The sequence below is a fragment of the Micromonospora sp. NPDC005087 genome (assembly GCF_042872965.1).
Classification (GTDB): Bacteria; Actinomycetota; Actinomycetes; order Mycobacteriales; family Micromonosporaceae; genus Micromonospora.
Genome location: NZ_JBIALB010000009.1, coordinates 19,676 through 46,115 on the forward strand (window position 1 = coordinate 19,676; position 26,440 = coordinate 46,115).

The 26,440-nt window shown below is 70.2% G+C and carries 28 protein-coding genes and 2 pseudogenes; 11 read left to right on the top strand and 19 right to left on the bottom strand.

All coding sequences use genetic code 11. The features are described from left to right. Positions 1-436 precede the first annotated feature (436 nt). Positions 437-1,876, bottom strand: a complete 1,440-nt coding sequence (locus ACFYPS_RS21260; RefSeq protein WP_387326275.1) for a PLP-dependent aminotransferase family protein — start codon at positions 1,874-1,876, stop codon at positions 437-439. 437 nt (positions 1,877-2,313) lie between these two features. On the opposite strand from ACFYPS_RS21260, the gene ACFYPS_RS21265 reads away from it, so the two are divergent. Beyond that, positions 2,314-3,906, top strand: a complete 1,593-nt coding sequence (locus ACFYPS_RS21265; protein WP_387326278.1) for an FAD-dependent monooxygenase — start codon at positions 2,314-2,316, stop codon at positions 3,904-3,906. A gap of 230 nt (positions 3,907-4,136) precedes the next feature. Here ACFYPS_RS21265 and ACFYPS_RS21270 read toward each other — a convergent pair whose 3' ends face one another. From ACFYPS_RS21270 to ACFYPS_RS21290, 5 genes are all read right to left on the bottom strand, one after another. Further along, positions 4,137-4,781 (bottom strand): arsenate reductase ArsC, encoded by a 645-nt coding sequence (locus ACFYPS_RS21270; protein WP_354966894.1) that lies wholly within the window; start codon positions 4,779-4,781, stop codon positions 4,137-4,139. A 135-nt stretch (positions 4,782-4,916) separates the two neighbouring features. Next, a complete protein-coding gene (gene arsB / locus ACFYPS_RS21275) occupies positions 4,917-5,993 on the bottom strand; it encodes an ACR3 family arsenite efflux transporter (protein WP_354966893.1) in 1,077 nt (358 codons plus the stop codon). Between the two features lie 175 nt (positions 5,994-6,168). Next, the gene (locus ACFYPS_RS21280; RefSeq protein WP_354966892.1) at positions 6,169-6,576 is read right to left on the bottom strand and encodes an arsenate reductase ArsC; all 408 of its coding nucleotides are present in this window, start codon (positions 6,574-6,576) and stop codon (positions 6,169-6,171) included. A 237-nt stretch (positions 6,577-6,813) separates the two neighbouring features. After that, positions 6,814-7,515, bottom strand: a complete 702-nt coding sequence (locus ACFYPS_RS21285; RefSeq protein WP_387326283.1) for a helix-turn-helix domain-containing protein — start codon at positions 7,513-7,515, stop codon at positions 6,814-6,816. A gap of 206 nt (positions 7,516-7,721) precedes the next feature. Continuing rightward, the gene (locus ACFYPS_RS21290) at positions 7,722-8,051 is read right to left on the bottom strand and encodes an ArsR/SmtB family transcription factor (protein WP_387326286.1); all 330 of its coding nucleotides are present in this window, start codon (positions 8,049-8,051) and stop codon (positions 7,722-7,724) included. A 62-nt stretch (positions 8,052-8,113) separates the two neighbouring features. Here ACFYPS_RS21290 and ACFYPS_RS21295 point away from each other — a divergent pair, with 62 nt between their 5' ends. Next, a complete protein-coding gene (locus ACFYPS_RS21295) occupies positions 8,114-9,226 on the top strand; it encodes a flavin-containing monooxygenase (protein WP_387326289.1) in 1,113 nt (370 codons plus the stop codon). On the opposite strand, the gene ACFYPS_RS21300 is transcribed toward ACFYPS_RS21295, so the two are convergent. Continuing rightward, on the bottom strand, positions 9,198-9,575 hold the full coding sequence (locus ACFYPS_RS21300; RefSeq protein WP_387326292.1) for an ArsR/SmtB family transcription factor: 378 nt from the start codon (positions 9,573-9,575) through the stop codon (positions 9,198-9,200). The genes ACFYPS_RS21295 and ACFYPS_RS21300 overlap by 29 nt on opposite strands. Positions 9,576-10,080: 505 nt before the next feature. Here ACFYPS_RS21300 and ACFYPS_RS21305 point away from each other — a divergent pair. The 5 genes from ACFYPS_RS21305 (at position 10,081) to ACFYPS_RS21325 (ending at position 14,930) form a co-directional block, all read left to right on the top strand. Beyond that, a complete protein-coding gene (locus tag ACFYPS_RS21305; RefSeq protein ID WP_387326295.1) occupies positions 10,081-11,331 on the top strand; it encodes a M28 family metallopeptidase in 1,251 nt (416 codons plus the stop codon). Positions 11,332-11,341: 10 nt separating this feature from the next. Further along, on the top strand, positions 11,342-11,671 hold the full coding sequence (locus ACFYPS_RS21310; RefSeq protein ID WP_387326298.1) for an ArsR/SmtB family transcription factor: 330 nt from the start codon (positions 11,342-11,344) through the stop codon (positions 11,669-11,671). Further along, positions 11,671-12,168 (top strand): GNAT family N-acetyltransferase, encoded by a 498-nt coding sequence (locus ACFYPS_RS21315; protein ID WP_387326301.1) that lies wholly within the window; start codon positions 11,671-11,673, stop codon positions 12,166-12,168. Before ACFYPS_RS21310 ends, ACFYPS_RS21315 begins: the two co-directional genes overlap by 1 nt. Before the next feature lie 75 nt (positions 12,169-12,243). Beyond that, positions 12,244-13,662 carry an FAD-dependent oxidoreductase gene (locus ACFYPS_RS21320; RefSeq protein WP_387326304.1) on the top strand — a complete coding sequence of 473 codons (1,419 nt, stop codon included), beginning with the start codon at positions 12,244-12,246 and terminating at the stop codon, positions 13,660-13,662. Continuing rightward, the gene (locus ACFYPS_RS21325) at positions 13,662-14,930 is read left to right on the top strand and encodes an MFS transporter (protein WP_387326307.1); all 1,269 of its coding nucleotides are present in this window, start codon (positions 13,662-13,664) and stop codon (positions 14,928-14,930) included. Before ACFYPS_RS21320 ends, ACFYPS_RS21325 begins: the two co-directional genes overlap by 1 nt. A 67-nt stretch (positions 14,931-14,997) precedes the next feature. Here the strand turns inward: ACFYPS_RS21325 and ACFYPS_RS21330 are convergent, their stop codons facing one another. The 9 genes and pseudogenes from ACFYPS_RS21330 to ACFYPS_RS21370 all read right to left on the bottom strand — a co-directional run bounded on the left by ACFYPS_RS21330 (position 14,998) and on the right by ACFYPS_RS21370 (position 22,148). Further along, positions 14,998-15,195: a hypothetical protein gene (locus ACFYPS_RS21330; RefSeq protein ID WP_354966882.1), complete on the bottom strand. Its 198-nt coding sequence runs from the start codon at positions 15,193-15,195 to the stop codon at positions 14,998-15,000. A 273-nt stretch (positions 15,196-15,468) separates the two neighbouring features. Then, positions 15,469-15,801: a YnfA family protein gene (locus tag ACFYPS_RS21335; protein ID WP_387326311.1), complete on the bottom strand. Its 333-nt coding sequence runs from the start codon at positions 15,799-15,801 to the stop codon at positions 15,469-15,471. 291 nt (positions 15,802-16,092) lie between these two features. Then, positions 16,093-16,536 (bottom strand): MerR family transcriptional regulator, encoded by a 444-nt coding sequence (locus ACFYPS_RS21340; protein WP_354966880.1) that lies wholly within the window; start codon positions 16,534-16,536, stop codon positions 16,093-16,095. Next, a complete protein-coding gene (locus ACFYPS_RS21345) occupies positions 16,533-16,883 on the bottom strand; it encodes a hypothetical protein (protein ID WP_387326314.1) in 351 nt (116 codons plus the stop codon). Before ACFYPS_RS21345 ends, ACFYPS_RS21340 begins: the two co-directional genes overlap by 4 nt. 95 nt (positions 16,884-16,978) lie before the next feature. Then, a pseudogene (locus ACFYPS_RS21350) lies at positions 16,979-17,068 on the bottom strand (transposase); the annotation flags it as partial. Positions 17,069-17,198: 130 nt separating this feature from the next. Next, positions 17,199-18,254, bottom strand: a complete 1,056-nt coding sequence (locus tag ACFYPS_RS21355) for a CapA family protein (protein ID WP_387326317.1) — start codon at positions 18,252-18,254, stop codon at positions 17,199-17,201. Between the two features lie 168 nt (positions 18,255-18,422). Continuing rightward, positions 18,423-18,683, bottom strand: a complete 261-nt coding sequence (locus ACFYPS_RS21360) for a hypothetical protein (RefSeq protein WP_387326320.1) — start codon at positions 18,681-18,683, stop codon at positions 18,423-18,425. A 52-nt stretch (positions 18,684-18,735) separates the two neighbouring features. Beyond that, entirely contained in the window at positions 18,736-21,216 is a 2,481-nt protein-coding gene (locus tag ACFYPS_RS21365) for a M14 family metallopeptidase (protein WP_387326323.1), read from the bottom strand. Between the two features lie 692 nt (positions 21,217-21,908). Beyond that, positions 21,909-22,148 (bottom strand): serine hydrolase, encoded by a 240-nt coding sequence (locus tag ACFYPS_RS21370; RefSeq protein WP_387326326.1) that lies wholly within the window; start codon positions 22,146-22,148, stop codon positions 21,909-21,911. Positions 22,149-22,346: 198 nt separating this feature from the next. On the opposite strand from ACFYPS_RS21370, the pseudogene ACFYPS_RS21375 reads away from it, so the two are divergent. The 3 genes and pseudogenes from ACFYPS_RS21375 to ACFYPS_RS21385 all read left to right on the top strand — a co-directional run. After that, a pseudogene (locus ACFYPS_RS21375) lies at positions 22,347-22,529 on the top strand (alpha/beta hydrolase); the annotation flags it as partial. 221 nt (positions 22,530-22,750) lie between these two features. Next, entirely contained in the window at positions 22,751-23,137 is a 387-nt protein-coding gene (locus ACFYPS_RS21380) for a DUF302 domain-containing protein (RefSeq protein ID WP_387326329.1), read from the top strand. Between the two features lie 116 nt (positions 23,138-23,253). Further along, positions 23,254-24,228 carry a hypothetical protein gene (locus ACFYPS_RS21385; RefSeq protein WP_387326332.1) on the top strand — a complete coding sequence of 325 codons (975 nt, stop codon included), beginning with the start codon at positions 23,254-23,256 and terminating at the stop codon, positions 24,226-24,228. Between the two features lie 21 nt (positions 24,229-24,249). On the opposite strand, the gene ACFYPS_RS21390 is transcribed toward ACFYPS_RS21385, so the two are convergent. Both ACFYPS_RS21390 and ACFYPS_RS21395 read right to left on the bottom strand, forming a co-directional pair. Beyond that, positions 24,250-24,723, bottom strand: coding sequence for a hypothetical protein (locus ACFYPS_RS21390; RefSeq protein WP_387326335.1), 474 nt, complete (start codon positions 24,721-24,723; stop codon positions 24,250-24,252). A gap of 433 nt (positions 24,724-25,156) precedes the next feature. Next, positions 25,157-25,894: a VOC family protein gene (locus ACFYPS_RS21395; RefSeq protein ID WP_387326338.1), complete on the bottom strand. Its 738-nt coding sequence runs from the start codon at positions 25,892-25,894 to the stop codon at positions 25,157-25,159. A 70-nt stretch (positions 25,895-25,964) separates the two neighbouring features. On the opposite strand from ACFYPS_RS21395, the gene ACFYPS_RS21400 reads away from it, so the two are divergent. Next, the gene (locus ACFYPS_RS21400; protein WP_387326341.1) at positions 25,965-26,108 is read left to right on the top strand and encodes a hypothetical protein; all 144 of its coding nucleotides are present in this window, start codon (positions 25,965-25,967) and stop codon (positions 26,106-26,108) included. A 46-nt stretch (positions 26,109-26,154) separates the two neighbouring features. Here ACFYPS_RS21400 and ACFYPS_RS21405 read toward each other — a convergent pair whose 3' ends face one another. Next, entirely contained in the window at positions 26,155-26,424 is a 270-nt protein-coding gene (locus tag ACFYPS_RS21405) for a helix-turn-helix transcriptional regulator (protein WP_387326709.1), read from the bottom strand. Between the last annotated feature and the right edge of the window lie 16 nt (positions 26,425-26,440).

Consider the following 26,440-nt stretch of genomic DNA (forward strand, 5'->3'; position numbering starts at 1 on the left):
GCACCGGTCCGCGCGACGACTGGCCCGCTACAGCAGCGCCGGTAACGCCCGGTCGCTCAGCGGGAGAAAGGTGTCCTGCCATCCGCCGCCGACCCTGATCGCCCTCACTGATGGCACGGAGGGACGCGCGGGCCTGTCGAGGCAGTCATGGCTTGGTAGACATTCGTCCAGTTCAGGCGCGCTATGCGCTCTGGGGGTGTTGTCCGTTTGCTGGTGCTTGGTTCGTGGTCACGGCCGCAAAGTTACGCGCCGGGTGGCACTGTGCTCTGGTCCAGTTCCGTGGCAGATCCATGGGCCAATCCGGCGTTGATCCGGAGCATCCACGAGTGCCAGCCGTTGCGAAACCCGAAGCGCGGCGGCCAGGCCAGCACCTGAACGGCGGCCTGGCACAACCTCACCAAACCGGCGACGCGGCAACCCTCTGACCGGGTCTGGCCTAGGGCATGACCCTGCACAGTGCGTCCAGCGCTCCCGCCCACGCGCTGTCCGAGGGAGCCGCGTAGTTGACCACCAGGGCGTCCCGCTCGGCCAACCGCCATTCCGGGTCGGCCAGCTCGTGGCGGAAGTCGGCCATCCGGGCCACCGCCAGGCCCTGGCGGGCGGCCGCCTGGACGACCGAACCCTCGGTGCCGGGCGGGAGCTCGAGGACCGCTTGCAGCCCGGCGGCCATCCCGGTCACGCGGACGCCGGGCGCCCGCTGAGCCAGCGCCGCGACCAGCTCGTCCCGGCGGCGCCGGTAGCGCACACGCATCGAGCGCACCTGACGGTCGTACGCGCCCGAGGCGATGAACTCCGCGAGGGTCAGCTGCTCCAGCGCGCTCGACATGTAGTCGATGTCCCCCTTGGCCGCCACGACCTCCGGGACCAGCTCCTTCGGCAGCACCATCCAACCGAGCCGCAGCCCGGGCGCCAGCGACTTGCTCGCCGTGCCGAAGTACACCACCCGCTCCGGGTCGAGGCCCTGCAGCGCGCCCACCGGCTGGCGGTCGTATCTGAACTCCCCGTCGTAGTCGTCCTCCAGAATCAGCCCGCTGGTGGCGCGGGCCCAGTCCACCGCCGCGGTGCGCCGCTGCGGGGTCAACGCGACCCCCGTCGGGTACTGATGCGCCGGTGTCAACAGCGCCGCGCCCGCCGCGTTCAACCCCGCCAGGTCGTCGGTGCGGGCGCCGTGCTCGTCGACGTAGAGGGGCGGGATACGCAGGCCGGCGCTGGTCAGCAGATCGCGATAGACGTCGAGGCCGTACGACTCGACAGCCAGCGCCGCCACACGCCGTGCCCGCAGGACCTGCGCCATCAGCGTCAGACCGTGGTGGAAACCGGCGCAGATCACGATCCGGTCCGGCTCGGCGTACACCCCGCGAGCCCGCGCCAGATAGTCCGCGAGGGCGGTACGCAGCTCCACCCGGCCGAGAGCGTCGCCGTAGCCGAAGGCATCGTTCGGGGCCGCCATCAGAGCCCGGCGAGCTGCTGTGAGCCACTGCGTGCGGGGAAACTCCGCGAGGGTCGGCGAACCCGGCAGCAGGCCGTACGTGGGACGGCGCTGGGCGGGCCTCGGGCGAGCGGCGGCGGGCGCCGCGCCGCGCGGTTCGGCCCGCTTGGCCACCCGCGTTCCGGAGCCCTGTCGGGCGGTGATCCAGCCCTCGGCGACCAGTTCAGCGTAGGTGTCGGCAACGGTGTTGCGGGCGACACCAAGATCGGCTGCGAGTGAGCGGGACGACGGTAGCCGGGTGCCGGGCACCAGACGTCCGGTCCGGATGGCCTCCCGCAGGGCGTCCGTGAGCCCGGCGCGCAGGCCGGGGCCGGTCAGGTCCAGATGTAGGTCGACGCCGAACACCGACGCTGATCTGGCCTCCGAATTGGCCCGCGAATCTGCCACGAAAGCAGACCATATCGCAGTCCAACCGACCACGTAGCGTCGCCGGCATGACGATCACCGATGGCACGGAGCGGCTCCCCGAGCACGTACCGCGCGCCTGGACTGGACGAAACTCGCCCACGTGCCCACCCAGCTGGTCCCCGGCCGCCACACGCCCGGCTGCCTGACGCAGAACGGCGCGCCTGGCAGCGAACCGCCGAGAACCACCCACCTTGGCCACCTCAATCGGTGAGGCGTGCGCGCCGCTGGCCGCGGGCTGGATCGCGTCCGTGATGCTGTTGGCGATATGGGGTTACCGTCGGGTCGAGACGGGGCAGTCGCGCGTCGAGCCGGGGGATCTGGATGGTCGGCATTGATTACGTGATCGCTTTCGGGACCTCGGCCGGTCCGCTGACAGCACCGGTCGCGATCGTCGGCTCTCGACGGGTCGATGTCCGGTGAGGGCCGTCGAGGTTCTGGTGGTCGGGGCGGGGCCAACCGGACTCGCCATGGCCGGGCAGTTGGCTGCCTTGGGTGTGCGGGTCCGGGTGGTAGACCGTTCGCTCGACCGGGTTCACGAGTCCCGTGCACTGGCGATTCAGCCCCGCACTCTGGAGGTCCTCGCCAGTCTCGGGGTGACCGAGGAGCTGGTGGCTGTCGGGAACCGCGCGGTGCGGCTGTGTCTGCACGCGCGGGGGCGGGCGCGTGCCGTGCCGCTGTTCGACTTGGGTCTGTCGGGAACCGCGTATCCGTATCTGCTGTTCCTGTCGCAGGCGGAGACCGAGCGCATCCTGGGGGAGCACCTGGCGGCGGTGGGGCTTGACATTGAACGGGGTGTGGAGCTGGTTGGTCTGGACCGTGCCGCCGACGGTGCGGTGGCGACGGTGCGGCATGGGGACGGCCGGGCGGAGCGGGTGGCGGCCCGGTTCGTGGTGGGTTGCGACGGCGCGCACAGCGCCGTGCGGCACCTCGCCGGAATCGGATTCGAGGGCGCTGCGTATCCCCAGACGTTCGTCCTAGCTGACCTGGAGGCCGACGGCCTCGACACTGGGGCGGCGCACGTCTTCTTGTCCGGGCGGGGGATGCTGTTCTTCTTCCCACTCGGTCACCCGAGCACCTGGCGCCTGCTGGTCATGCGGCCACCCGCCGAGGTGGTCTCATCAGACGCCCCGGTCACCCTCGATGAGGTGCAGGCACTCGCCGACACGTACACCGATGCGACTGTGCGCCTGCGTGATCCTGTCTGGATGACCAACTTCCGGCTGCACCACCGCGCCGCCACCCACTACCGGGCCGGGCCGGTGTTCCTGGCTGGCGACGCCGCGCACATCCACAGCCCCGCCGGCGCTCAGGGCATGAACACCGGCATCCAGGACGCCGTCAACCTCGGCTGGAAACTCGCCCAGGCCCTGCGGGACGACGCCACCTCGACACTGCTGGATACCTACGAGACGGAACGGGCGCCGGTCGGCCGGATGGTGCTGCGCTTCAGCGACCGGGCGTTCACTGTCGCGACGTCCACCAATCCGGCCGTCCGGTTCGCTCGTACCAGGATCGCCCCCGCTCTCATCCCGGTCGTGCTCGCGTCCCGGTTCGTGCGGGCCTCCGCGTTCCGGACGGTTTCGCAGCTGGGCATCAGCTACCGGAACAGCCCGCTGTCGTGGCAAGGGCCGCGCCCATCGCGCACCGGTCCACGACCCGGCGACCGGCTGCCCGACGTCCCACTGCCGGGCACCGGAGACGCCAGCACACTGCATCGGCTCACCGCCACGCCCGGATGGCACCTGCTGCTGTGCGGACCATCCGCTGCCTGGCCGGCCGGCGACATCGCGGGGTTGGCCCGGGATCAGCTCACCGTGCACCGGCTGACCGAGCCCGACGCCACCGGAGCGGCCCCCACGTCCGCTGCTCCGGCGCTGCGGCGGCTGGGTCTCGGCCCCGGCGCTAATGGCGTGTTACTGGTCCGTCCCGATGGGCACATCGGCTACCGGGCTGGTGGCACCAACCTGACCGGGCTGCTCGCCTACCTGGGCCGCTGGCTCGGCTCGTAACCTGCTCGCTGCTGTCACCGGCCGCACTGTGCTGCAGCAGCGACAGCGTGGCAGTCGCCGTCAAGGTCAGCCGGTCGACGAGCGTGGCGCCTGCCGGTCGGTGGAACCCCGTCCGTCCGAGCGGGACTGCCGGAAGCGGGCGCAGCCAGCCGGAGGCCATCTGGGAGCGGCCTACGTTGTGCCCGCACACGAACAGAACAGTCGCCTGTCAGTCCTCGCACTTTCTGAGATCAACTCAGGGTGAGGTCGTCGATCAGCGCTCGCACGCGGGCGTCGATGTCGTCGCGGACGGTTCGGACGAAGGGCAGGTCTTGTCCGGCGGGGTCGGGGATGTCCCAGTCGAGGTAGCGCTTGCCGGCGAGGACTGGGCAGGCGTCGCCGCAGCCCATGGTCACGATCACGTCGCTCGCGTCGAGGATGTCCGAGGTCAGGGGCTTGGGGTACGCCCGGCTGATGTCGACGCCCCATTCGCCGAGCGCCTCGATGACGTTCTGGTCCAGCCAGTGCGCCGGGTGCGAGCCCGCGCACCGCACGTGCACCTTGCCTTGCGCGTACCGGTCGGCGAGTGCGGCGGCGAGTTGGGAACGGCCGGCGTTGTAGGCGCAGAGGAACAGCACCTCGGGTACGGGTTTGTCGATGCTGCCTTCGACCTGCGCCAGGGCGGTGAGTCGTTCGGCGGCGAAGTTCTCTGCCAGGGCGGGCAGGTGGGTTTGAAGGCGGACGGTTCGGTGCAGGTACATGTAGGACTCGAAGACGTACCGTTCGACGGTTTCCGGGCCGAACACGCCGGTGAACCGACTTGAGAGCCGTTTCCCGATCTGCCCGAGCACGTAGTCGACATCCCGGGTGTCCGCACCGTCGAACGGGCCGTCCATCACGGGGTTCCTACGGTGCCAGCCGCTGGCCAATGAGCCGTCGTGATCCGGGTGGGGCCTGCCGCCGGAGTAGCTGGTTCCGAACGGCTACCGACCGGCGACCTCGCGCCGCTGGCGGCCGGAGCCGGAGCCCAGCTAGGCATTGGTGACTCCGGTGGGGAAGAACCGGCGGCGGGCGGCAAGGCTGACGTAGACGAGAGCGACCAGGACCGGCACCTCGATCAGTGGCCCGACGACTCCGGCGAGGGCCTGGCCGCTGGTGACGCCGAACACGCCGATCGCCACGGCGATAGCGAGTTCAAAGTTGTTGCCGGCCGCGGTGAAGGCGAGCGTGGTGGTGCGTTCGTAGTTCAGGCCGATTACTCGACCGATAGCGAACGAGCCGAACCACATGATCGCGAAATACGCGAGGAGGGGGAGCGCGATGCGGGCGACGTCCCAGGGCTGGGCGGTGATCGCGTCGCCCTGCAGGGCGAAGAGCAACACGATGGTGAACAGCAGCCCGTACAGGGCGACCGGTCCGATCCGGGGCAGGAACTTCGCCTCGTACCAGTCGCGGCCCTTGGCGCGTTCGCCGAATGTGCGGGTGAGGTAGCCGGCGGCCAGGGGGATGCCGAGGAAGACCAGGACGCTGCCGGCGATGTCCCATCCGGAGACCGACAGTCCGGCCTGCTCCAGGCCGAGCCAGCCGGGCAGGACCGTGAGGTAGAACCAGCCGAGCAAGCCGAAGGCGAGGACCTGGAAGACGGAGTTGAGCGCGACCAGGACGGCGGCGGCCTCCCGGTCGCCGCAGGCGAGGTCGTTCCAGATGATGACCATGGCGATGCAGCGGGCGAGGCCGACGATGATCAGGCCGGTGCGGTACGCGGGCTGGTCGGGTAGGAGCAGCCAGGCCAGGGCGAACATGACCGTGGGGCCGATCAGCCAGTTGATGACCAGCGAGGAGATCAGTAGGCGCCGGTCGGAGGTGACGGTGTCGAGGCGGTCGTAGCGGACCTTGGCCAGGACCGGGTACATCATGACCAGCAGACCGAGGGCGATGGGTACGGAGATCCCGCCGATCTTGACATGGTCGAGGGCATCGTCGAGACCGGGGATCAGCCGGCCGAGGAGCAGCCCGGCGGCCATGGCGGCGCCGATCCATACCGGCAGGAGCCGATCCAGCGTCGAGAGCCGGGGGGTGGTGCGCGCCGGTGTGGCCAATGTCGTCATGTGGTCGGTTCCTCTGTTGGTTCCGGGGTGGGTGCGTCCGGTCCACTGGGCCGTCTGCCCTCGGCGCCGGTGGCGCTTGGTAGGCGAGGGCGGCGAGGCCCTGGCCGAGTGCGTGGACCGCTGCCGGCCGCAGCCGGTGGTAGGTCCAGTGGCCGGGCGGGCGGTGCGGTCAGGGTCAGAGGACGGGGCGCAACTCGGTGAGGAGCTTCTCCACCCGGCTGCGGATCTCGTCGCGGATGGGGCGTACGGACTCGACGCCCTTGCCGGCGGGGTCGTCGAGTTTCCAGTCCTCGTAGCGCTTGCCGGGGAAGACCGGGCAGGTGTCGCCGCAGCCCATGGTCACGATGACGTCCGAGGACTCGGCCGTGGCGTACTCGAGGAGCTTCGGGGTCTGGGCGGTGATGTCGATTCCGACCTCCCGCATGGCCTGCACGGCGGCGGGGTTGACCGTCGCGGCGGGGGCGGAGCCGGCGGAGCGGACCTCGACGGTGTCGCCGGCGAGGTGGCGTAGCCAGCCGGCGGCCATCTGGGAGCGGCCGGCGTTGTGCACACAGACGAACAGAACGCTGGGCTTGGTGGACATCAGGAGCCTTCCTTGCAGCACGGGGCGCCGGGCCGGTTGATTAGTGCCTGGTCGGGAATCGCCGCCAGGGCGCGGGCGGGGTCGCTGTTGCGGTCGAGCCGCTGGTAACGGCTGGCGGAACGCGAGGTATTCACCAGGCTCCGATACGTTTCCGCCTCACCGTGCTGCGACTTGGTTCTTGCGGGGTGCGGTTGGGCGCCGGGTTGCGCTCGTTCATCGCGCACGTACGGGCTGGTGTCAGTCATCGCGGCTGGCCGAACTCGCGGCGGGGGCGACGATGGGGGCGACGCGTTCGACACGGGCGGCGAGGTCGGCGAACGCGGCCTCGAACGCGGCGTCGGTGTCGACACGGACCGGGTCGGGCACCGACCAGTGCAGCCGGGGCGCGGCGGGGCCGGTGAGTTCCTCATGGGCGTTGTCGCAGACCGCGATGACGAGGTCGCCGTCGCGCACGATGTCCGCTACGTGCGCCGTGCCGGTCGGGTTCAGCCGCAGCCCGTGCCGGTGGGCCACGGCGACAGCGCGCGGATGAACCCTCTCGGCGGGCTTCGTTCCGGCGGACGCCGCTGAGGTGTGGGTGCGGTAGGACCAGAGGGCGGCGGCGAGCTGCGAGCGGGCGGAGTTGTGGGTGCAGACGAACACCACCCGACCCGCCTCGGGCAACGGCGCCGGCATCAACATGGCCAGGGCCTCGGGCCGCAGCCGCAGATAGGTGCGACGGCGGTCTCCCTCGGAGCGGCCGCGAACAACGAGCCCGGCTTCGGTGAGGACCTTGACGTGGTGGGCGACCAGATTCGTCGGCATCCCCAGCTCTTGGGCGATCTCACCAGGGGAGGCATCGCCCAGGGTGAGCGCGTCGACGACCGCCAGGCGCGCCGGATCCCCGAGCGCGGCATGGACGCGGGCACGCCCCTGCAGGAATTCTAGCTCAGTAGTCATTGAGTCAACTATCACTGAGCTACTGTGGCGCTGTCAAATGACGACGAGGCAGTGGTCGATGGGGGCACGCTGCGTGCGCCGGGCCGGGTGGAGGTTGGGCCGAGGCAGGCTGACTCCTGGATCTGGCAGGGCCTGCTTCCGTGGGTGGTTCGCGCCGATGGGCGACCAGCTGGGGGAGTGGTGTCGTTGGCGTCTCCGCCTTCGGCTCAGCAGCAGGTCATGAGATAGGTCCGCAGCTCGGCCAGCGCCGCGACGGCGCCGTCGCGGTCGGCGCGGTAGTACACGGTCTTCCCCTCGCGCCGTGAGGTCACGATCCGCCCCCGGCGCAGCAGCGTCAGCTGCTGCGACGCCGTCGCTTGGCTGATGCCCGTGCGTTCGGCGACCTCCCCGACCGACAGCTCGGCGCCTTGGGAGAACAGCATCATGATCCGCTGTCGCGTTGGGCTGCCCAGCGCCTTGAGGAACTCCTGCGTGTCCGGCGCCAGCCCGGTTGGTCCGGCGCCGGGCGCCACCGCTGCGGGCTCTGGCTGATCCATGGCCCCACCTTCTCGCATCATCATCATATTGTCATTCAACAAAAGGACGATATGATGTTGGAGTGACCACCTCTTCAGGGCTCGTCGTCATCGTCGGTGGCGGCCAGTCCGGTCTCGTCGCCGCTCGCGCAGCCCTCTCCGCTGGCCTGCGTCCCGTCGTCCTGGAGGCAGGCGCCGCGCCGGTGGGGTCCTGGCCCGACTACTACGACAGCCTCACCCTGTTCTCCCCGGCCCGATACAGCTCGCTGCCCGGCATGGCGTTCGACGGCGCAGACCCCGACCGCAATCCGGCCCGCGACGAGGTCGTCGCCTATCTGCGCCGCTATTCCGGGAGCATCGACGCCGAGATCCGCACCGGCACCCGGGTCACCGCTGTGCACCCACGCCCAGGCGGTGGTTACCTCGTCCAGACCGACAGCGGCGACGAGATCGCGGCGGCGGGCATCGTCGCCGCGAGCGGCTCCTTCAGCAACCCGCACCTGCCAGTGCTGCCCGGCCGAGACACCTACGCCGGCGAGGTGCGGCATGTCGCGCACTACCGACGACCCGAGCCTTACGCCGGAAAGCGGGTCCTCGTCGTGGGCGCCGGGAACTCCGCCATCCAGGTCGCCTACGAGCTCGCGCCACATGCGAGGGTCACCCTCACCACCCGGGCGCCGATCCAGTTCATACCCCAGCGCATCCGCGGCCGGGACCTGCACCACTGGCTCCACGTTGCCGGCGCGGACCTCCTGCCCCGGGCGGTGCTCACCCGACTCGTCCGCCACGCCGCCGTGCTCGACACCGGCGTCTACCGCGACGCCATCGCCTCCGGCCTGCTCGCCCGCCGGGAGATGTTCACCGCCTTCACCGCCGACGGCGTGATCTGGCCTGACGGTACTGACCAGGCGGTCGACACGGTGATCTTCGCGACCGGCTACCGTCCGAACCTCGGATACCTCGCTGCACTCGGGACCCTGGAGCGCGACGGTCTGCCCCGGCATGCGGGCGGTGTCTCCACCTCCCACCCCGGGCTGGTCTACCTCGGTTTGGAGTTCCAGCGGTCGTTCTCGTCCAACACTCTGCGCGGCGTTGGCCGCGACGCCATCCACGTCGTCACCGCCCTCACCCGCGCCCTGCACGGAGGGCTGCGGCGCCGGACGCGCCTTACGCAGCGGGGGTCGGTTCGACCGTGAGCAGCGCGGCGAGCTGGCGCAGGATGGCCGGGCGGGCCCGGTAGTAGACCCACGTCCCGCGTCGCTCGGCGTCGACAAGGCCGGCCTCGCGCAGCGTCTTGAGGTGATGCGAGATGGTCGGCCCGGTGAGGTCGAAGGCGGGAGTGAGGTCGCATACGCACGCCTCCCCGCCCTCCGCCGAGGCGATCATCGACATCAGCTGCAGCCGCACCGGGTCGCCCAGGGCCTTGAAGGCCGGAGCAAGCACTGCGGCGGTTTCGGCCGGCACCCGCCGCTGAGCCAGTGGTGGGCAGCATGGCGTGTCAGCGGTCAGATCCACGAGAGCGCGGGGTGCGCCTTGCTTTGACATACCTCTAGGTTGACATCCTTCTAATCAACGTGCAACTCTCTGCTTAGACGGACGTCAAGACAGACGTCGCGGGAAGGGACTGTCATGTTCTCCAGAGGTCGACGCTCAGCGGTGGATCGAGCGGGAGCGCGGTTTTGTGACTCCTGCGCCACGGCGACCACCGCTGCGCAGCGCGCGCAGCGTAGCTACGACCACCTCCGCACCAGCTACTACACCCTGACCGGCTCACGGTAACCAGGAAGGGAAGGGACGTCATGATGAGCGAGAACACCCAGAGGGCAGCCGGCGGTTTCACCGGCGACCCGGCCGCCGCCCTGGCCGTGACCGGGTCGGGTTCCTGTTGCGGAAGCCCCGCGCAGGGGGTCGGTTCGATCCTCCCGCCCGCCGGCGAAACAGCGACCGACGGCCCGTGTTGCGGCACCCAACGGGCCGCCGAGGCGGCCGACTCATGCTGCGGCACCACGGCGAAGGCTGACGCCGTGCGCACCGGACAGGGGTGCTGCGGATGACCCCGGCAGCCGGCCCGCCCGCGGCCATGGCGGCGCGGCTCGCGGCCGTGTCCGCCAGGCGGATGACCACGAGCGTCGCCGCCCTGGCCGGGGACGACTTCGCCGGACGGCGGGTCGGCACACCGGGCGGGGCCGCCGCCCGCGCCTGGCTCGCCGACCACCTCACCGCGCTCGGCGCGAGGGTCGACACCGACGATTTCCCGGTCCGAGCCGTGCCGGACATCTACGCCGCACCGACCGTCACATGGGGTGTCGGCGCCGTGTCGGCGGATCTGACCTTCGGTCGTGAGGTGTCGATCCACCCGGCTTCCGCCGACACCATCGAGGTCAGGCGCGGCCTGCTGGGCGTGGCCGGTAGCGATGAGCCCGCCGGCCGTTGGCTGGTCGTGCCAGCGGGGATGAGCCTGTTCGACGCCTACCGGGACACCCGAGGGGCCGCCGGTCTGCTCTTGAGCCGCGCCGTCGACGCCGACGGATGGCAGTACACAACCCTCGCGGGCCCGGACCCGGGACCCCTGCCGGTCCTGACGCTGGACCCGCGCACGCACCCTGTCGTCCTGGACGCCGCCGGTGAGGGCTGGATGAGCGCGAACACCCCGCTGCGCCGCGCCGACGCCACCGGTGTCAACATCTACGCCACCTTCGGCCCACCCTCGCCCCGTACGTTGGAGCTGCTGTTGACCGCTCACTACGACGGGGTGGGGGACCACCCCGGCCTGCGCCAGCCCGGCGCGTCCGACAACGCCAGCGGCGTCGCCGTGGTCCTGGAGGCCGCCCGGGTCCTGTCCGCCGTACTCCCCGACGACCTCGGACTGTCCGTCGCGCTGCTCGACGCCGAGGAAATCGGGGCGTTGGGATCCGCCCACCACAGTTCCCAACTGCGTGACCGCGGCGGCAATCCGCTGGTCATCAACGTCGACGGCGCCGGCCGCCTCGACCAGGCCGCCGCGGTCGAGGCCGGCGGGCCCGCCCACCGACTGCTCGCCCTGCTCGACCAAGCCGGTCGACACACCGGCCTTGCCCTCACTGCCGGGCCGGTGGCGTCGGACAACCGCCGCTACGGCGCCGCCGGGCTCGCGGCCGTGGGCATCGGTGCGGGAATGGCCGGTTACCACAGCCCGGCCGACACCCCGGATCGCGTCGACCCGCACACCCTGACGGCCATCGCCCGCCTGGTTGTCGCGACCGTGTCCCTCGCCGCGCCCGCACCCGCTACACTTTCATCGTCAATCGGCGATAAACGATGAAGGGGGCGGTGTGGTGGCCGAGCTGCTCGACCGAGCCACCGCGCAGACGTACGCGTCGTGGTTCCGGGCACTCGCCGACCCGACCCGGGTGCAGATCGTGGAGTACCTCGCCCGGCACGCCCGGCCGATGAGCGTGGGGGAGATCGTCGCCGCCGTCGGCCTGGCGCAGTCCACCGTCTCGCAGCACCTGAAGATCCTCACCGAGGTGCGGTTCGTCCTCGTCGAGCCGGCCGGCACCGCCCGCCACTACCGGATCAACGACGCCTGCGTCGACTGCTTCCCCTCCGCCGCGGACGTGGTCATGGGCCGACCCGCCCCCCACCCGAACGGAGCCTGCTGATGGCCGACATCTCGGTGCGCCCCCTGCGGGACGCCGACGCCGACCGGGTTTTGGTCATCTACCAGTCCGGACTCGACGCCGGCAACGCCAGCTTCGAGACGACCGCACCCACCTGGGCGGCCTTCAACGCGGCGAAGCTGCCCGAGCATCGCTTCGTGGCGACCGACGGAAACGACACGGTGATCGGTTGGATCGCTGTCGCACCCATCTCGGGCCGCACGGTCTACGCCGGTGTGGTCGAGCACTCCGTCTACGTCGACCCCGCCGCGCAGGGCCGCGGCGTCGCCCGACTGCTGCTGGACACTCTGATCGCCTCCACCGAAGCCGCCGGCATCTGGACCATCCAGTCCGGAGTCTTCCCCGAAAACGCCGCGAGCCTCACCCTGCACGAGCGGGCCGGCTTCCGGGTCATCGGTGTGCGCGAGCGGGTCGGTCGCCACCACGGCCGCTGGCGCGACGTCGTTCTGCTCGAGCGGCGCAGCCCCGCCGTCACCTGACCAACCCTCGCCCCTGCAAGCGGGGCGCGTCTACCTATTTGATTCGACAGTTATCAACACAGAGGAGTTTGACTGATGAGCGCCCTGAACGAGCTGCCCGTCGTGGTCATCGGCGCCGGCCCGGTAGGCCTGGCCGCCGCCGCGCACCTACACGAGCGGCGCATCGCCTTCACCGTCCTCGAAGCCGGGGACACCCCGGGTGCCGCCGTGCGGCAGTGGGGCCACGTGCGGGTCTTCTCCCCGTGGCGCTACAACATCGACACGGCCGCCCGCCGGATCCTCGACGAGGCCGGCTGGCTCGCCCCCGACCCGGAAGCCCTGCCCACCGGAGCGGAGCTGGTCGACGACTACCTCCAACCCCTCGCGGAACTGCCGCAGCTCAAGCCGCACCTGCGCTACGGCGCCCGGGTCGAGGCCATCAGCCGCCTGGGCCTGGACCGGCTGCGCACCGCCGGCCGTGAGTCCACGCCGTTCCTGATCCGCCTCGCCGACGGCGACGAGCTCCTCGCCCGCGCCGTGATCGACGCGTCCGGCACCTGGGGCACGCCGACCGTCCTGGGCGCGTCCGGCTTGCCCGCCCGCGGCGAGACCACTGTCGCTTCGTTCCTGGAGCACGCGCTGCCCGACGTCCTTGGCGCGGCCCGGGACCGCTTCGCCGGTCGGCACACCCTCGTGGTCGGGGCCGGCCACTCCGCCGCGAACACGCTGCTGTCCCTGGCCGAGCTGGCCGAATCCACGCCGGGCACCGAGGTGACCTGGGCGATCCGGACGACCTCACCGACGCGGACCTACGGCGGCGGGGACGCCGACGCGCTGCCCGCGCGCGGTGCCCTGGGCTCGCGGCTGCGCGCGCACGTCGACGCCGGCCGGATCCGGCTGCTCACCGGCTTCTCCGTGCACGCCCTCACCCCGACAGGCGGGCGGGTGACCGTCGTCGTGCGGCATGCGGACGGCAGCGAGGAGTCAGTGACGGTGGACCGGATCGTCGCCGCGACGGGCTTCCGCCCCGATCACTCGATCGCCGCCGAGCTGCGCCTGGACCTCGACCCGGTGCTGGGCGCCACCCGCGCCCTCGCGCCGCTGATCGACCCGAACGAGCACTCCTGCGGCACCGTGCCCCCACACGGCGTGAACGAGCTCGCCCACCCGGAGACCGGCTACTACGCCGTCGGCATGAAGTCCTACGGCCGCGCGCCGACGTTCCTGATGGCCACCGGCTACGAGCAGGTCCGCTCCGTCGTCGCGGCCCTCGCCGGCGACTGGACTGCCGCCCGCGACGTCCAGCTCGACCTGCCCGAAACCGGGGTGTGCAACAGCAACCCCGCCGACTCCGCCACCGGCGACAGCTGCTGTGGGCCGACGCCCGCCGCCGAGCCGGCGGCGCGCGGGCTGGCCACCGGCATTTCCGGGGGTCTGCTGTCCGCACCGTTGAACCTGGTCACCCTCGACGCCGCCCCCGCTGGCGGTCAGGCCGGCGGCTGCTGCGGCAGCTGATGCCCACCACCACGAGGGTGCCCGCCGACCCCACAGTCGGCGGGCACCACGGCCACGGCTGGCGAATCGTCGCCGCCTTCGCCATCACCTCCACCGTCGGCTACGGCACCCTCTACTACGCCTACCCGGTCCTGCTCCGTCCCATGGCCGCCACCCTCGGCGCCTCCACCACCGCCGTGACCGGCGCGCTCACCGTTTCCGTCCTCGCGGGCGCCCTCATGGCCATCCCGGTCGGCCGGTGGCTTGATCACCGCGGCGGGCGCGCGCTGATGACCATCGGGTCGATCGCCGCGACCGCCCTGCTCGTCGCCTGGTCCCAGGTGCAGACCATCGGCCAGCTTTACGCCGTCATGATCGGCATCGGAGTCACCGGCGCGATGGTTCTCTACGAGCCAGCCTTCGCCGTCATCATCGCCTGGTTCACCCCGGACCGACGCGCCACGGCCCTGCTGGCCGTCACCATCGTGGCCGGCTTCGCCAGCACCATCTTCATGCCGCTGACCGGCCTCCTGGCCGCACACCTTGGCTGGCGCGACGCGCTCCTCGTCCTCGCCGTCATCCACGGCCTGGTCACCGTGCCCCTGCACGCATTCACCATCCGCCGACCCGGGTCGACAGCGACGACGGCACCTAGCGACCCCGCACCGCCGGCCGACGCCCAGCGGCGCGCGATCGTCAAGGCCGCGATGCGCGACGCCCGGTTCTGGGTCCTGTCCGCAACCTTCATCGCCCAGGGCGCGGCCACCAGCACCATGACCGTCCACCTCGTCGGCTACCTGATCAGCCGCGGCCACCCCGCCACCTTCGCCGCCACCGCCACCGGCCTGCTCGGCGTCCTGTCGGTCACCGGCCGACTCGTCCTGACCGCCGCCCGCCGACACCTACGCGTCACCACGATCGTGGCTGTCGTCTTCGCCACCCAGGCCGCCGCCGTCCTCACGATGCCCCTGCTCGCCGACACCCGCGCCGGCGCTGTCATCACCGTCGTCGGCTTCGGACTCGGCTTCGGCATCACCAGCCTCGCCACCCCAGCCCTACTCGCCGACCGCTACGGCACCACCGCCTACGCCACCATCGCCGGACGCCTCGCCGCCCCCGTCACCATCGCCAAAGCAACCGCACCCCTGGCAGCCGCCGTCCTCCTGCATACCGCTGGCGGATACACACTGCTGCTCACCGCCGTCGCCACCTGCTGCGCACTCGCCGCCATCGGCATGACCACCCGAGCGAGAACCCCTGCGCCACAACCCTTCACCGCCCAGACCTGAGGCGATCAACCCATACGCGCCCGGGCCGAACCGCTACACGGCCACACGGGCGTCGGGTCTAACAGCGTCACTCACACTTGTCCTCGGAGCCTCGCCCGTGCGGCTCGCAGCAATCGGGGCGGTGTCGGTACACCCGCAGATCACGTCCGCGACGGAGAGCTACCTCGGACGTGATCTCGTACAGGCACGCCTGCCACAGGACGTTCTCCCCGCCGCCGCGGACCACTTGGCCGTCACCCGGCCCGCCGCGCAGCAACACGTCCACCCAAGCGACGGTACGTCGTTCCTAGGCGCCTGGTGATACGACCGGTCCGGCTGCCTTCCCATTCGTCCCGACCGACGGGATGCCCGACCGTGGTCCCACTCCTGCTGGCTGACTAGAACGGGACGCCGCGTCTGGCCCGGGCCGTCCGGGCTATCGGCTGACGCGAACGTTGCTGGATGCTGCCGAAGCTCTGTTCGCCAGATCGGCAATTCCGGCGCGGCCTGAAGTTGGTACGTCGGCTGGCAAGCAGTTGGCAGCGGGTTCGTGGCGGTGTCAGCCGCGCGGCGCGTACATGATCACGGCGACGCCGATCAGGCAGATCCCCGCGCCGGTGATGTCCCACCGGTCTGGGCGGAACTTGTCCACGACGACGCCCCAGGCCAGGGAGCCGGCGACGAAGATTCCGCCGTAGGCGGCCAGGATCCGGCCGAAGTTCGGGTCCGGCTGCAACGACGCCGCGAAACCGTACGCACCGAGAGCCACGATCCCGGCAGCGATCCACAGCAACCCGCGATGCTCCCGCCAGCCCTGCCAGATCAGCCAGGCCCCGCCAATCTCGGCCAGCGCAGCCAGGACGAACAAGACGAGGGAACGCGCGAGGGTCACGACGAGGAACCTACCGAGGTCTCCTCCGGCGACCGATGTGTAGACGGTTCGGCGCAGGCACAGCTCCCGCCAGCACATCCGGTGCGGTGCCGGCGCCGCCGGGCCGCCCACCACCAGGCGACGCCCGCCGCGACTGCCAAACCGACCGCGACGCCGGGCATCGCCCGGGTGGCGGCGGCCCAGCCGGCACCGCCGAGGAGCCCGGCCGCCAGCAGCAGCGGCAGCACGCAGCATGCCGCGCATGCGACGCCGGCCAGCCCGGTCAACCCGGACGGCAACAATCGACGTGGATCAACCCTCGACAAGATCAGCTCCCTTGGCTAGTTCCACGAACGGAAGCGGACAGCATGGGCTGTCCGCGCACGCGACCAGGTCGTCGCAGCCAGCGGCGACCGCCTCGCGCAGCGTGTCCCGGATCACCGACAGGTCGGCGATCTTCTGCTCCACCTCGACCAGCTTCGCCTGAGCGCGGGCCTGCAACCCGGCCTCGGGCCGTCGACCATGCCGGTGAACACCCACGTCCAGCAGGTCGGCGACCTCATCCAGGGTGAATCCCAGCCGCTGCGCGGTCTTGATCACCCGCAGGACTGTGACCGTCTCCGGCGGGTAGAGCCGATGCCCACCCAACGTCCGATCCGGCTCGGCCACCAGACCTCGCCGCTCGTAGTAGCGCAGCGTCTGCTGGTTCACCCCCGCCGCCTCCGCTACCTGCCCCGACCGCAACCCCGGCTTCACGCGACGTCCTGGAGCCCGGCGCGTGCGGCGAGAGCGTCGAGTACGTCGACGTGACCCGCCGGCACCGCTACGTCCAAGGCGAGCTGCCCGCCGGTCGCCGTCAAGGTGAAGGTGAAGAACGAGCAGCACCCGGTTTCCCTTGTAACCAGGTCCGCCGCCCGTCCGGCTACCGTCGGCTCGGGCCGCAGCTCCAGCCGCACCCGCAACCGGTCAACCCGCTCCACTCCGACCACCGCTGAGGCGAACAGGTCATCGAACTCGGCCAGCCGCAACGGCCGCTCCACCGTCGGCAGCGTGCACGCCTGCGGCACCCACGGATCCTCACCCAGCGCCTTCATCTCGGTCATGCTCCGACGGTAGACCTGTACCTAGGTACAAGATGCAAGCCGCTCGCGCGAGCTTCGGTTTCGGGCGGCCCGGCAAGGTCGACTGGCAGCGAGGAAACCCGGGCAAAGCTGCCATCGCGGTCCCGGGGCATGTCGATCTCGACCGGGCCGACAACCGTGAGCACCGTCTTGGACCGCGCACCGTTGTGGGGTGCGATCAGGTCCGCGCCGACACCGTCCGCCGGCTATCCCAGCCCGTTCTTCGCCACTGCGGGAGTATCCACGACAGCCATCGATCCTTCAGACATCAGGTTTGCCCGGCCGTGCTTCGCCCGACTATGGGGTGGGGCTCGCGGCGAGTCCGGTGCAGGCGTGCAGGCCCGCGTACTCCCGGCGGATCCGGGCCGCGTCCTCCCCGCCGGCGAGTTGTGGTCGACCGGTGCCTCGGGAGATCGTTGCGGGTACCAGTTCCGTCTTCGAGATCGCCGAACCGTCGAGGGTCACCCGCAGCACCCCGGTGTCGTTGCTGTACGCGTCGTCACGCCACCACAGGAAGTTTCCGAGTCCGTACTGGATGAAGGTCTTGCCGTGCCACCCGTCGCCGAGCAGTAGGTGGGCGTGGGTGCCGACCACGATCGTGGCACCCGCCTCGGCCATCTCAGCAGCGAACGCGCGAGCCTCGGCGGGTGGACACGCGTCGCCCTCCGTCCCCCAATGGACGTAGACGATGACCACGTTGGCCTGGCCCCGGGCGGCGCGCACCGCCGCGACGGCGCGCGGCAGGTCCCGGGTCATCGCGATGCCGGCCCGGGTGTCGGTGGCTTTCCACTCCGACCACAGCTCGGAGACCTGGCTGAAGCCGAGGATAGCGATTCTGGTACCGCGTATCTCGCTGATCCACGGCCGGTACGCCGCTGCCGCGTCGGGGCCCGCCCCGACGGCCGGCAACCCAACGGCCCTGGCTGCGTCCAGGGTGTCGGCCAGCCCCGTGCGCCCGTAGTCCAACGCGTGGTTGTTGGCGATCGACACGACGTCGATGCCGGCGGCCTTCACCGCGTCATACGCGCTTGCTGGCGCCTGGAAATGGAACTCCTTCGGCTCGGGAGCGCCGCGTGTGGTGACCGCCGTTTCCAGGTTGACCATCGTCAGGTCTGCGGCCGACAGGGTCGACGAGATCGAACCGAACGCGGTCGCCGGGTCGCCCAACAGGTCGGCCGTACGGCCGGCGAAGTGCACGTCGCCCGCGAAGGCCAAGGTGATCTCGGCGGGGTGCGACGGGGAGGCCGAAAGGGCGGCGCGGGTCGGCGCACCGGCCGGCGGGGTCCGGACGGCATCGCACGCCGCAACAGTCAGGGTCGCCGCCAGCGCGACGAAGGAACGTGCCCAATTCACGCAGCGCAGCGTACAGAAACCCGCCCGATCCTAGGCCGACTTGGCCAGTATTGCCGTCGGCCTGACCTGCCTGGAAAGCGAGTCGGCGGCGCGCAACGCGTCCCACTGTTCCCCGACGGGCCAGTCGGCCGCGCCGAGTCGCTCGGCCAGTGTGGGGACGTCGCCGTGCTAACGGTCGAGCCGGGTCGCCGTCACCGTACGGCCGGCGGCGCCCTCGACGGCCAGCCGGATCTGCCGGGCGAGCGCGAGGCCGTCGTCGCGGTTGGACTGGTCGAGGGGGACGGAGGCCCAGACCAGAGCGGCGACACTGCCGTCCGCCGGCGGCGTGGACCGGGGGAGCGACGACGGCGGATACGCTACCGGGTCCCTGGAGGGAGGTCCGCCGGTACAGGTCTTCGAGGTGAACCTGTACCGGCGGACCAATCTCATCCAACCGGGTTTACATGACTGACCCGCGACCCCGCTCGGACCAGATGGGCGCTTACTTCTTGCGGATCGTGATGGTCGCCTTACGGTAGTTGTTGCGCTTGTCGATCTTCGTCGGGTCGTAGTTCTGCTCGATGTTGCCCGCCGCATCGACCGAGAACCAGTGGAACGTCGTCGTCTCGGTCACGTGGAACACCTCGCCCGGCTCTCGGAATTCGGTCGCTTCGTAGCGTGGCGACTGGAGTGTGGGCCGGCTGCCGTCCGTCGTGTAGTAAATGGTGGCCGGCTCGCTCGTCTCGAAGCGCACGTCGACGGGCTTGGAGTACTTTCCGCCGCCGGGAACGAGCTTGGACGTCGGGTCCTTCTTGTCCTTGCCCCAGTCCGCCGCGACCCGGAACATCTCCATGATTCCGTTGGCGTACTCCATCGTCTCGGCGTGGCCGCTGACGAGGTTCGGATCGCCCTCCCACACCGGCTGGAACGAGCCGCCCTGCCAGTTGCCGGTGGCCGGGTTGTAGACCGAGCCGCCGACCTCCCAGCCGAAGGCGTAGATCCCATAGGTGTGGTACAGGTCCTCGCGCACGTTGCCCGCGGAGGAGTAGAGGACGTCCGACGAGCCGCCGACGTTCTCCGGCGTGACGACGGTCTCCCGGTGCGCCTTGACCTGCGACAGGATCCTGCCGGCCGACTGCCAGTAGAACGCCTCGTCACCCAGCGGCGGGCGCGGCGTGGTGATCCGCCCGTCCGCGATGTAGGCACCGGGCTGCCAGAACAGCTGGCCGCCGTTGGAGTGCACCGACATCATGAACTTGATGTTCGAGTACTTCTCGACCAGCCAGATGATGTTCTCCGACTCAGGTTCGGACAGCTTCTCCGGTCCCTGGTAGGTGTCGCTGACGCAGCTGGTCGACGCACCCGAGTAGCCGTCGTGACCCGACCCGACCCGGTAGTTCCGGTTCAGGTCGACGCCCCAGGAGTTACGCCGGGCCGGATCTGCGTTCTCATCCGGACAGTGGTTCGTCATGTTCCGGCGCTGCGAGGCGAAGTTGTAGAAGCTGTAGTTCGCCCCATCGGGGTTGTTGGACAGGATGAAGAAGATGTCGGTGCTCTCGACGATCTTCTTTGTTTCCTTGTCCGACTTGTAGTTGTGCACCAGACGCTCGGCCGACTCCAGCGAGGTCGTCGCGGGCACCCACTCGCGGGCGTGGTCCTGCGCCTGGATCAGTACACCGGGGTTCCTGCCGTCGCGGTGCTTACCGATCCGCAGGACGGGGATCGTGGCCGGGCCACGCGGCACCTCGCCCTCCGGTGCGCCGACGCGCTTCTGGTCGAGGAAGTCGGTCAGCGCGACAGGGCCGGACGTCGGCGCGACGATGCCGGTGCCCGCGTTGGTTCGGTACGGGTGCGCCCGGTCGATGAGGCCCTGGGACTGGGCCTCCAGCGCCGCCGCCACCTCGGTAGCCGTACTCGCGCCCCCGGCGGAGGCGTCCTTCGCGAGGAGGACGCGAACCGCCTTGCCCGCCACCTCGACGGTGAGCGGAAGGTTCGCCCCCGGGCGCTCCACGAACTCGACGGTGATGTCGTTGCCACCCTCGTGGCCCCACGCCGTCGAGCTGACGACGACCGCAGACTGCCCGGTACCGCCGATCGTGGCCTGCGCCTTGCGCTGGTAGCCATTCGTCTGGTTCGGCAGGTAGACGATCTCGGCGATGTCCGGGTACTGCCGGGCGATCTCCTTGGCGCGGCTGTAGAGCTGCTGCGGGTTCCGGTAGCCGTCGACGAAGTCCGACTTGTAGCCCCGATTCTCCGTCAGCGGCGGCGGAGCGTCCTCGAGCCAGTCGGAGACGTCGCCGGTGGTGACGCCACCGGTCGAGCTCGTGACCCGGATCTGGTTCGGGCGCACGTCGAGCTTGAACAGGTTCCGGTGGAACATGTACTGCCCGGAGTCGACGAACCGGCTCATCGTCCGGGCGAAGCCGAACGAGGTGCGCCGGCCTGAGTCGTTCTCGAGCTGCATGGAGACGATCGGGTCCGCCTGCTGCCCTTCGGTGGTCCGCGCCTCGACGTAGAGGAAACCCTGGCCCTTCGTGGTGAACCAGTCAGCGCGGACGATCCGTACCGTCTCCTCGTGGCTGAGCGGCTGGGCAGCCTGCATACGGGAGGCTTGGATGCCCCCGTCGGCCTCTTCGCTCCAGGCGAACCCTTCGTCGTCGCCGAGAATTTCGACGCCCATCGCCTCGAGTTCGGCGATCTGCTCGGCGGTTACCACCGCCTCGCCTTCGATGCCGCTGGGCACGCGCCTGAGGCCGTGCTCGAGGTCGAAGCCGGCGGCGACCACCTTGTCCAGCATGTCGGCACCGGTCAGCTGGATGCGTACGAGGCGTACCGACTCCTGGTCCTCGAGGTGGGACCGCCCCGAACCCGTCGTGGCTGTGGACGCCGCGGGATCCGCGCCTACGGGCGCGGGCACGACGAGGACGCTCGCCACCAGGGCGGGCAGCGCGAGAAGCGCGATGCGCAGTCGTCTGCGGTGCATGCTTCCCTCCTTCTGTTTCGGCCTGTGGTTGATGCGTGGCCGGCCCACGAGCGGGCCGGACCGAACCATTCGGATGGATATGCTGAGGTCGCCCACGGTGAGCCTGGGTACGACGACGGTCGTCGTCGTAAGAGGCGCATGCGGGCTGTGAGCGACCTGGGCGCGGTGAGTGTATGCAAATTCTTCGCATCGACGGCCCGCGTGAGCCCGATCTTGAGCATTGCTTGAGTTAGTCGTTCAAGCTCGGCTACTGACGTCCGGAGCAGTCCTGCGTGGACTTCGGCGGGTGGTGCTCAGCGTGAGGTGGCCACCGTCTGACGATTCTCCAGATCCGCGCAGATCACGATGATCAAGGCGGTGGCTGTGGCCGCGATCTTGGAGTACCTCGGCGGACCCGTTTGAACTGGAATGGCAAGTCGTGGTCAGACCGTCAGGCACGGCGGGCCCGACGTCGCCCTCGGGTGCCTGGACGGCGGCCCGCTGGCGGCCGACGCAGTCAGACGTGGGGAGGCTCCGAGACCGGAACTTGGTTCCGGCTGTCCGTCGGGTGACTTCTAGCCGAATGGGATGACGCCGGATAGGCGTAGTCCGCGCTGGGAATCGGTTCGTGTCGATCGACCGATACAGCCCCCACGTCTACGGCTAGTGCGCGCCGACGGGTGAGTGCAAAGTTGGTCGCCTTGGTGACGCGCCTACCCCGGTGGCGGGGGCCGGGCGGTGTGACGCTTGGAACGTCCTGGCGGTGTGTGGTGCAGCCCGAGCGGACAGACGATCCGATTGGTGTCCTCCTGTTGCAGAGACCGGCCGACGCCACGCTCGATTATCCTGCCGACCAGGACGAAACCGGTGTTGGAGTAGGCCCAGCTCTCTTCGGGTTCGAGGTCCGGCCGGTGGTTCATCGCCCGCGGCACGAGTTGCTCGCGGGTGTACATGTCGTATCGCTGCGACTGTGCAGAAAGAGACCTCAAACTGACCCGCGCCACGGCACCTCACCCTGCGGGCCTCACCGCTGGCCGTCCGCTTCACCGCGATCTGCCTGGGCTGGACGGCGATCAACCCGCAACATCAGCTGCGGGTACGGACGAGCGCCCCGCTGCTGGTGCTCAACGGTCGTTTAGGACCCGGCAACCCCGTACGACGGCGCGCTCCGGGTCGTGCGAGAGATCGGCAGGCAAGCCCACCTCCTCACCTATGAGGGGTCGGGGCACGGCAGCTGCCCACGGACGGAGTGCGTCCGGAGTCACGTCGAGCGGTACCTCATCGAAAGAGCCACACCCCCAACCGGCGCGAGCTGTCCGGCCGCCCCGGCCTGACGCAACGAAGTCGTCGCGGCGACGCCCCGGCTCACACGGTAGGTAGCTCGCTCGGGCCGACGAAGGTCGGACCGGCCTCCTACTCGACAGCTGGGGCGTCGCCGACGGCGAAGGTACGAGCAGTTCCCACAGCCGTTTTACGGCAAACCTCCCCAGACCGGCCTCCGGTGCGGGCAAGATGAGATGGATTCGCCCAGCGACGCGGTGAGCGGGGGTCGGCCGTGAACGACGGATTGGTGACCAGGCGGAGCGCCTACGATGTCGGAGAGACAATCTCCGCGCTGCAGGCTGAGGCGGAACGCGTGGGCGCTGCGGTGGCGGCGGTGGTCGACCATGCGGCGGCCGCGCGCAAGGCCGGGCTGAGTATGCCCGACACACAGGTAATCATCTTTGGGAACCCGCAGGCGGGCACTCCGCTCATGCAGGCCCGTCCCGAGATCGCCATCGACCTGCCAATGCGACTCATGGTGCGAAACGACGGACAACCCGGCTCGCTGGTGACCTGGCAGGACCCCGCGTACCTCGCCCAGCGGTACGGACTGGGCGAGGATCAGCTTGCACCCCTGAACGCCCCGGCCAAGATCGCCTCCGCGGTCGACGGCCACTGAGCACGGCCCGAATCGGCCGCCCACACAGCCCGCAACAGGCCACCCCGGCACCGCTCGTCGCCGGGGGCGGTGAGCGTCGGCAGCGTGGACCCAAGGCCCGAGCAGGAGAGGTGCCGATGGCCGCCGTCCGTGTCCCGCCGACCGTCTTCGGCATTCCCTTCGGGCTGGCCGGCCTGGCGGGCAGTTGGGCCGTCGCGGCGGGCGGCGGCAGCGCGCCGACCTGGGTCGGCGACGCCCTGCTCGTGCTCGCGGCGGCGGTCTGGCTGGCCACCACGGTGGGCTACGCGGCCTACACCCTGTCGGTCCGCCGCGCGCTCGTCGCTGACCTGCTCGATCCGGTGCTCGCCCCATTCGCCTCGCTTGCGGTGATCACGCCGATGCCGCTTGCCGCCCAGGGCCTCGCGCCGCACCACCTCGGTGCCGCCCGGATCGTCGTCGACGTGTTCGTCGTCCTCACTGTGCTGTTCGGTGCATGGATAACCGGCCAATGGATGTACGGCCCGCTCGACCTCGATCGCATGCACCCCGGCTACTTCCTGCCCACCGTGGCCGGTGGACTCGTCGCCTCCGCCAGCACCGCCGTCGTCGGGCAGCGCCCGCTCTCACTGCTCATGCTGGGACTCGGGCTCGTCTGCTGGCTCGTCATCGGCTCGCTGACGCTCAACCGGCTGTTCTTCCGGCCGCCGCTGCCGCCAGCGCTGATTCCGACGTTGGCTATCGAGGTGGCGCCCCCTGCGCTGGCCGCTGTGGCGCTGTTTGCTCTCAACGGGGCGCGGATCGACTTTGTCGTCTCGCTAATTTCCGGTTACGGGCTGTTGATGGTCCTCACGCAGGTCCGGCTCCTCCCCGCGTACCTGGGCTTGTCGTTCGCCCCCACGTTCTGGGCGTTCACGTTCCCGTTCGCGGCGGTGGCGACGACCACGTTGCACTGGATCGCCGACACCCGGCCGTCCGGGCACCGGGTCTACGCGTACCTGGTGCTGGCCGCGATCACCGTGCTGATCGGCGGCATCGCCGTCCGGACGGTTGTCGCCGCGGCCCGCGGGCAACTGCTGCCAACGGCTCCGGCACCCGCTCGAACGGACCGCTGAACACCGATGCGCCGGGCCGCGTCAGCCGCACCGGTCCAGCCGCTTGAGCGTCGCGGCGGCGACCAGGCCGTACGCGACGTACGGTAGGGCATCCTCGAGCCAGCCCTCGGCGCCCCAGCGGCGCGGGTCCGTCACCCCGAGCGCGGCCATCGACCCGTCGGCCACCAGCATGCCGCCGATCCCGATCACCCCCGCCGCCACCGGCAGTGGTGGCCGCCGCCGCCCGGTGAGCGCCGCGAAGAGCGACACGGCCAACACTCCGTTGACGAACCCGAACACCGGCCCGAACCCGGCACGCCGCTTCGCCGCCCGGTCTGCCGGCCCCAGGTTCACGTGGGCCAGATCCACCATCCGCTGCACGGCGCGCTCGTGCGTGTCGCTCATCGGACGAGCCCGGACGCCCACGTCGAGATTGCTGAACAGTTCGCGGGCGAGCGTGCCGGCGGCACCGGCCACGATCCCGTTCGTCAGACTGGCCAGCCAGTTCCTTGCCATGAGATCACCTCGGCTTTGTCCGTTATCGCCCGCGTCCCGCCGACCTCTGGCCGCGATGTCCGGCATACCCGCCCCGTGCCACGTCATTTCTGCCGCGACTCACGCGTGCCAAACGCCGTCGGCAACCGGGACGCTGCCTTCCAGCTCTCCGCCACACGAAGCCGTGCCGCAGCTCGCGGGGAGTCCAGTCACGCGGGCCAAGGCGGCCGCAACGGGCCGCACGCGCCGCCGCCAGGGCGCTCGCCGGCCGCTGCCGCTCTGCGGCCGTCACGCCTGATGCCCGGCGGCTGGCGCGGACAGCGGGAAGCCCGGAGGACCGCCGCAGAACGACAGCCCGTTGCGTGGGCAGCTGGTGGGTCGGCAGCCGCCCGGGGCGCGGCGGCCGTCGCACGTCCGCGCCGTTGCCGTAGCGAGCGGGTGAAGAGGGTTTTGCTCAGCCTGGGGCGAGGAGGCAGAACTCGTTGCCTTCGGGGTCGGCGAGGACCGTCCACGGGACTTCGTTCTGGCCTAGGTCGATTGCGGTGGCGCCGAGAGTGCGCAGCCTGGCCGCCTCGACCTCCAGGTCGTCACCTGGATACGGGCGGGCGTCGAGATGGACGCGGTTCCACACGGTCTTCACGTCGGGTGTGCGGAGGAACTGCAGATATGGGCCGACACCCTTGGCGGAGCGCAGTACCGCTTTGTGGTCGGTCACCTCGTGCAGGGTCCAGTCCACGGCCTCGCCCCAGAAGCGGGCCATGGCACGCGGATCCGCGCAGTCGACCACTACCGTGGCGATCGGTCCGGTGTCTCGGATCGGGTCGTGCCAGTCCAGCACGCAGAACTCGTTGCCCTCTGGATCGGCCATGACCGTCCATGGGACGTCGCCCTGGCCGACGTCGGCGGGTGTTGCGCCGAGATCCTTTAGGCGCGTGATCACCTCCGCGTGATGGGCCGCCGAGGTGGTGGCGAGGTCGACGTGCACGCGGTTCTTCACCGTCTTGGGTTCCGGGGAGACGACGAGGTCGATGCAGACAGCGACGGGGTCGGGGTAGACGAAGCCCTCGGGTTCGAGGTTGGTCACGCCGGGTCCCTCGCTGGAGACTTCCCAGCCGAGCGCCTGCGCCCAGAAGCCGCCCAGCGCGGAGTCGTCCCGAGCCTTCATGTTGATTTGAACCAGCCGCGTTGCCACGCCGACGATGCTAAAGGAAATCAGGTCGATCCGGGAGATGGAGACGTGGCCTCGCAGGGCGGAGGACTGGGTGACGATCGGAAAGCAACAGGCGGGACACCGCTGCACGTCGGTGGACGAGTCGGCCACGAAGCAGATCGCCGCGCGACTCGTGCTGCCGCCGCGTACCGTCTCGACCCACCTGTACAAGGCCTTTTCCCCAAGCTGGGCGTGAGTTCGCGCGCGGGTCTCCTTGCCAGATATCGCGAGACCGCTGCTGATTACGTCGGCGGCGGTTGCGAAGGAGAGAGCAATGTGCGGAGTTGCCTGCGTGACCTGACGCCGAGCTTGCTGAACACGTTGCCGAGGTGCCACTCCACCGTGCGTGGGCTGATGAACATCTGGGCGGCGATCTCAGGATTGGTGTGCCCGTCTCTGGCCAGCCTGGAGATCTGGGCTTCCTGGCTGGTGAGTTCTGTGCCAGTTCCGGCCGTCCGCTTGCGTACGGTTTCCCCGGTTGCCAGTAGCTCTTTGCGGGACGTGCGTAACAGATCAGTCTCGAGACAT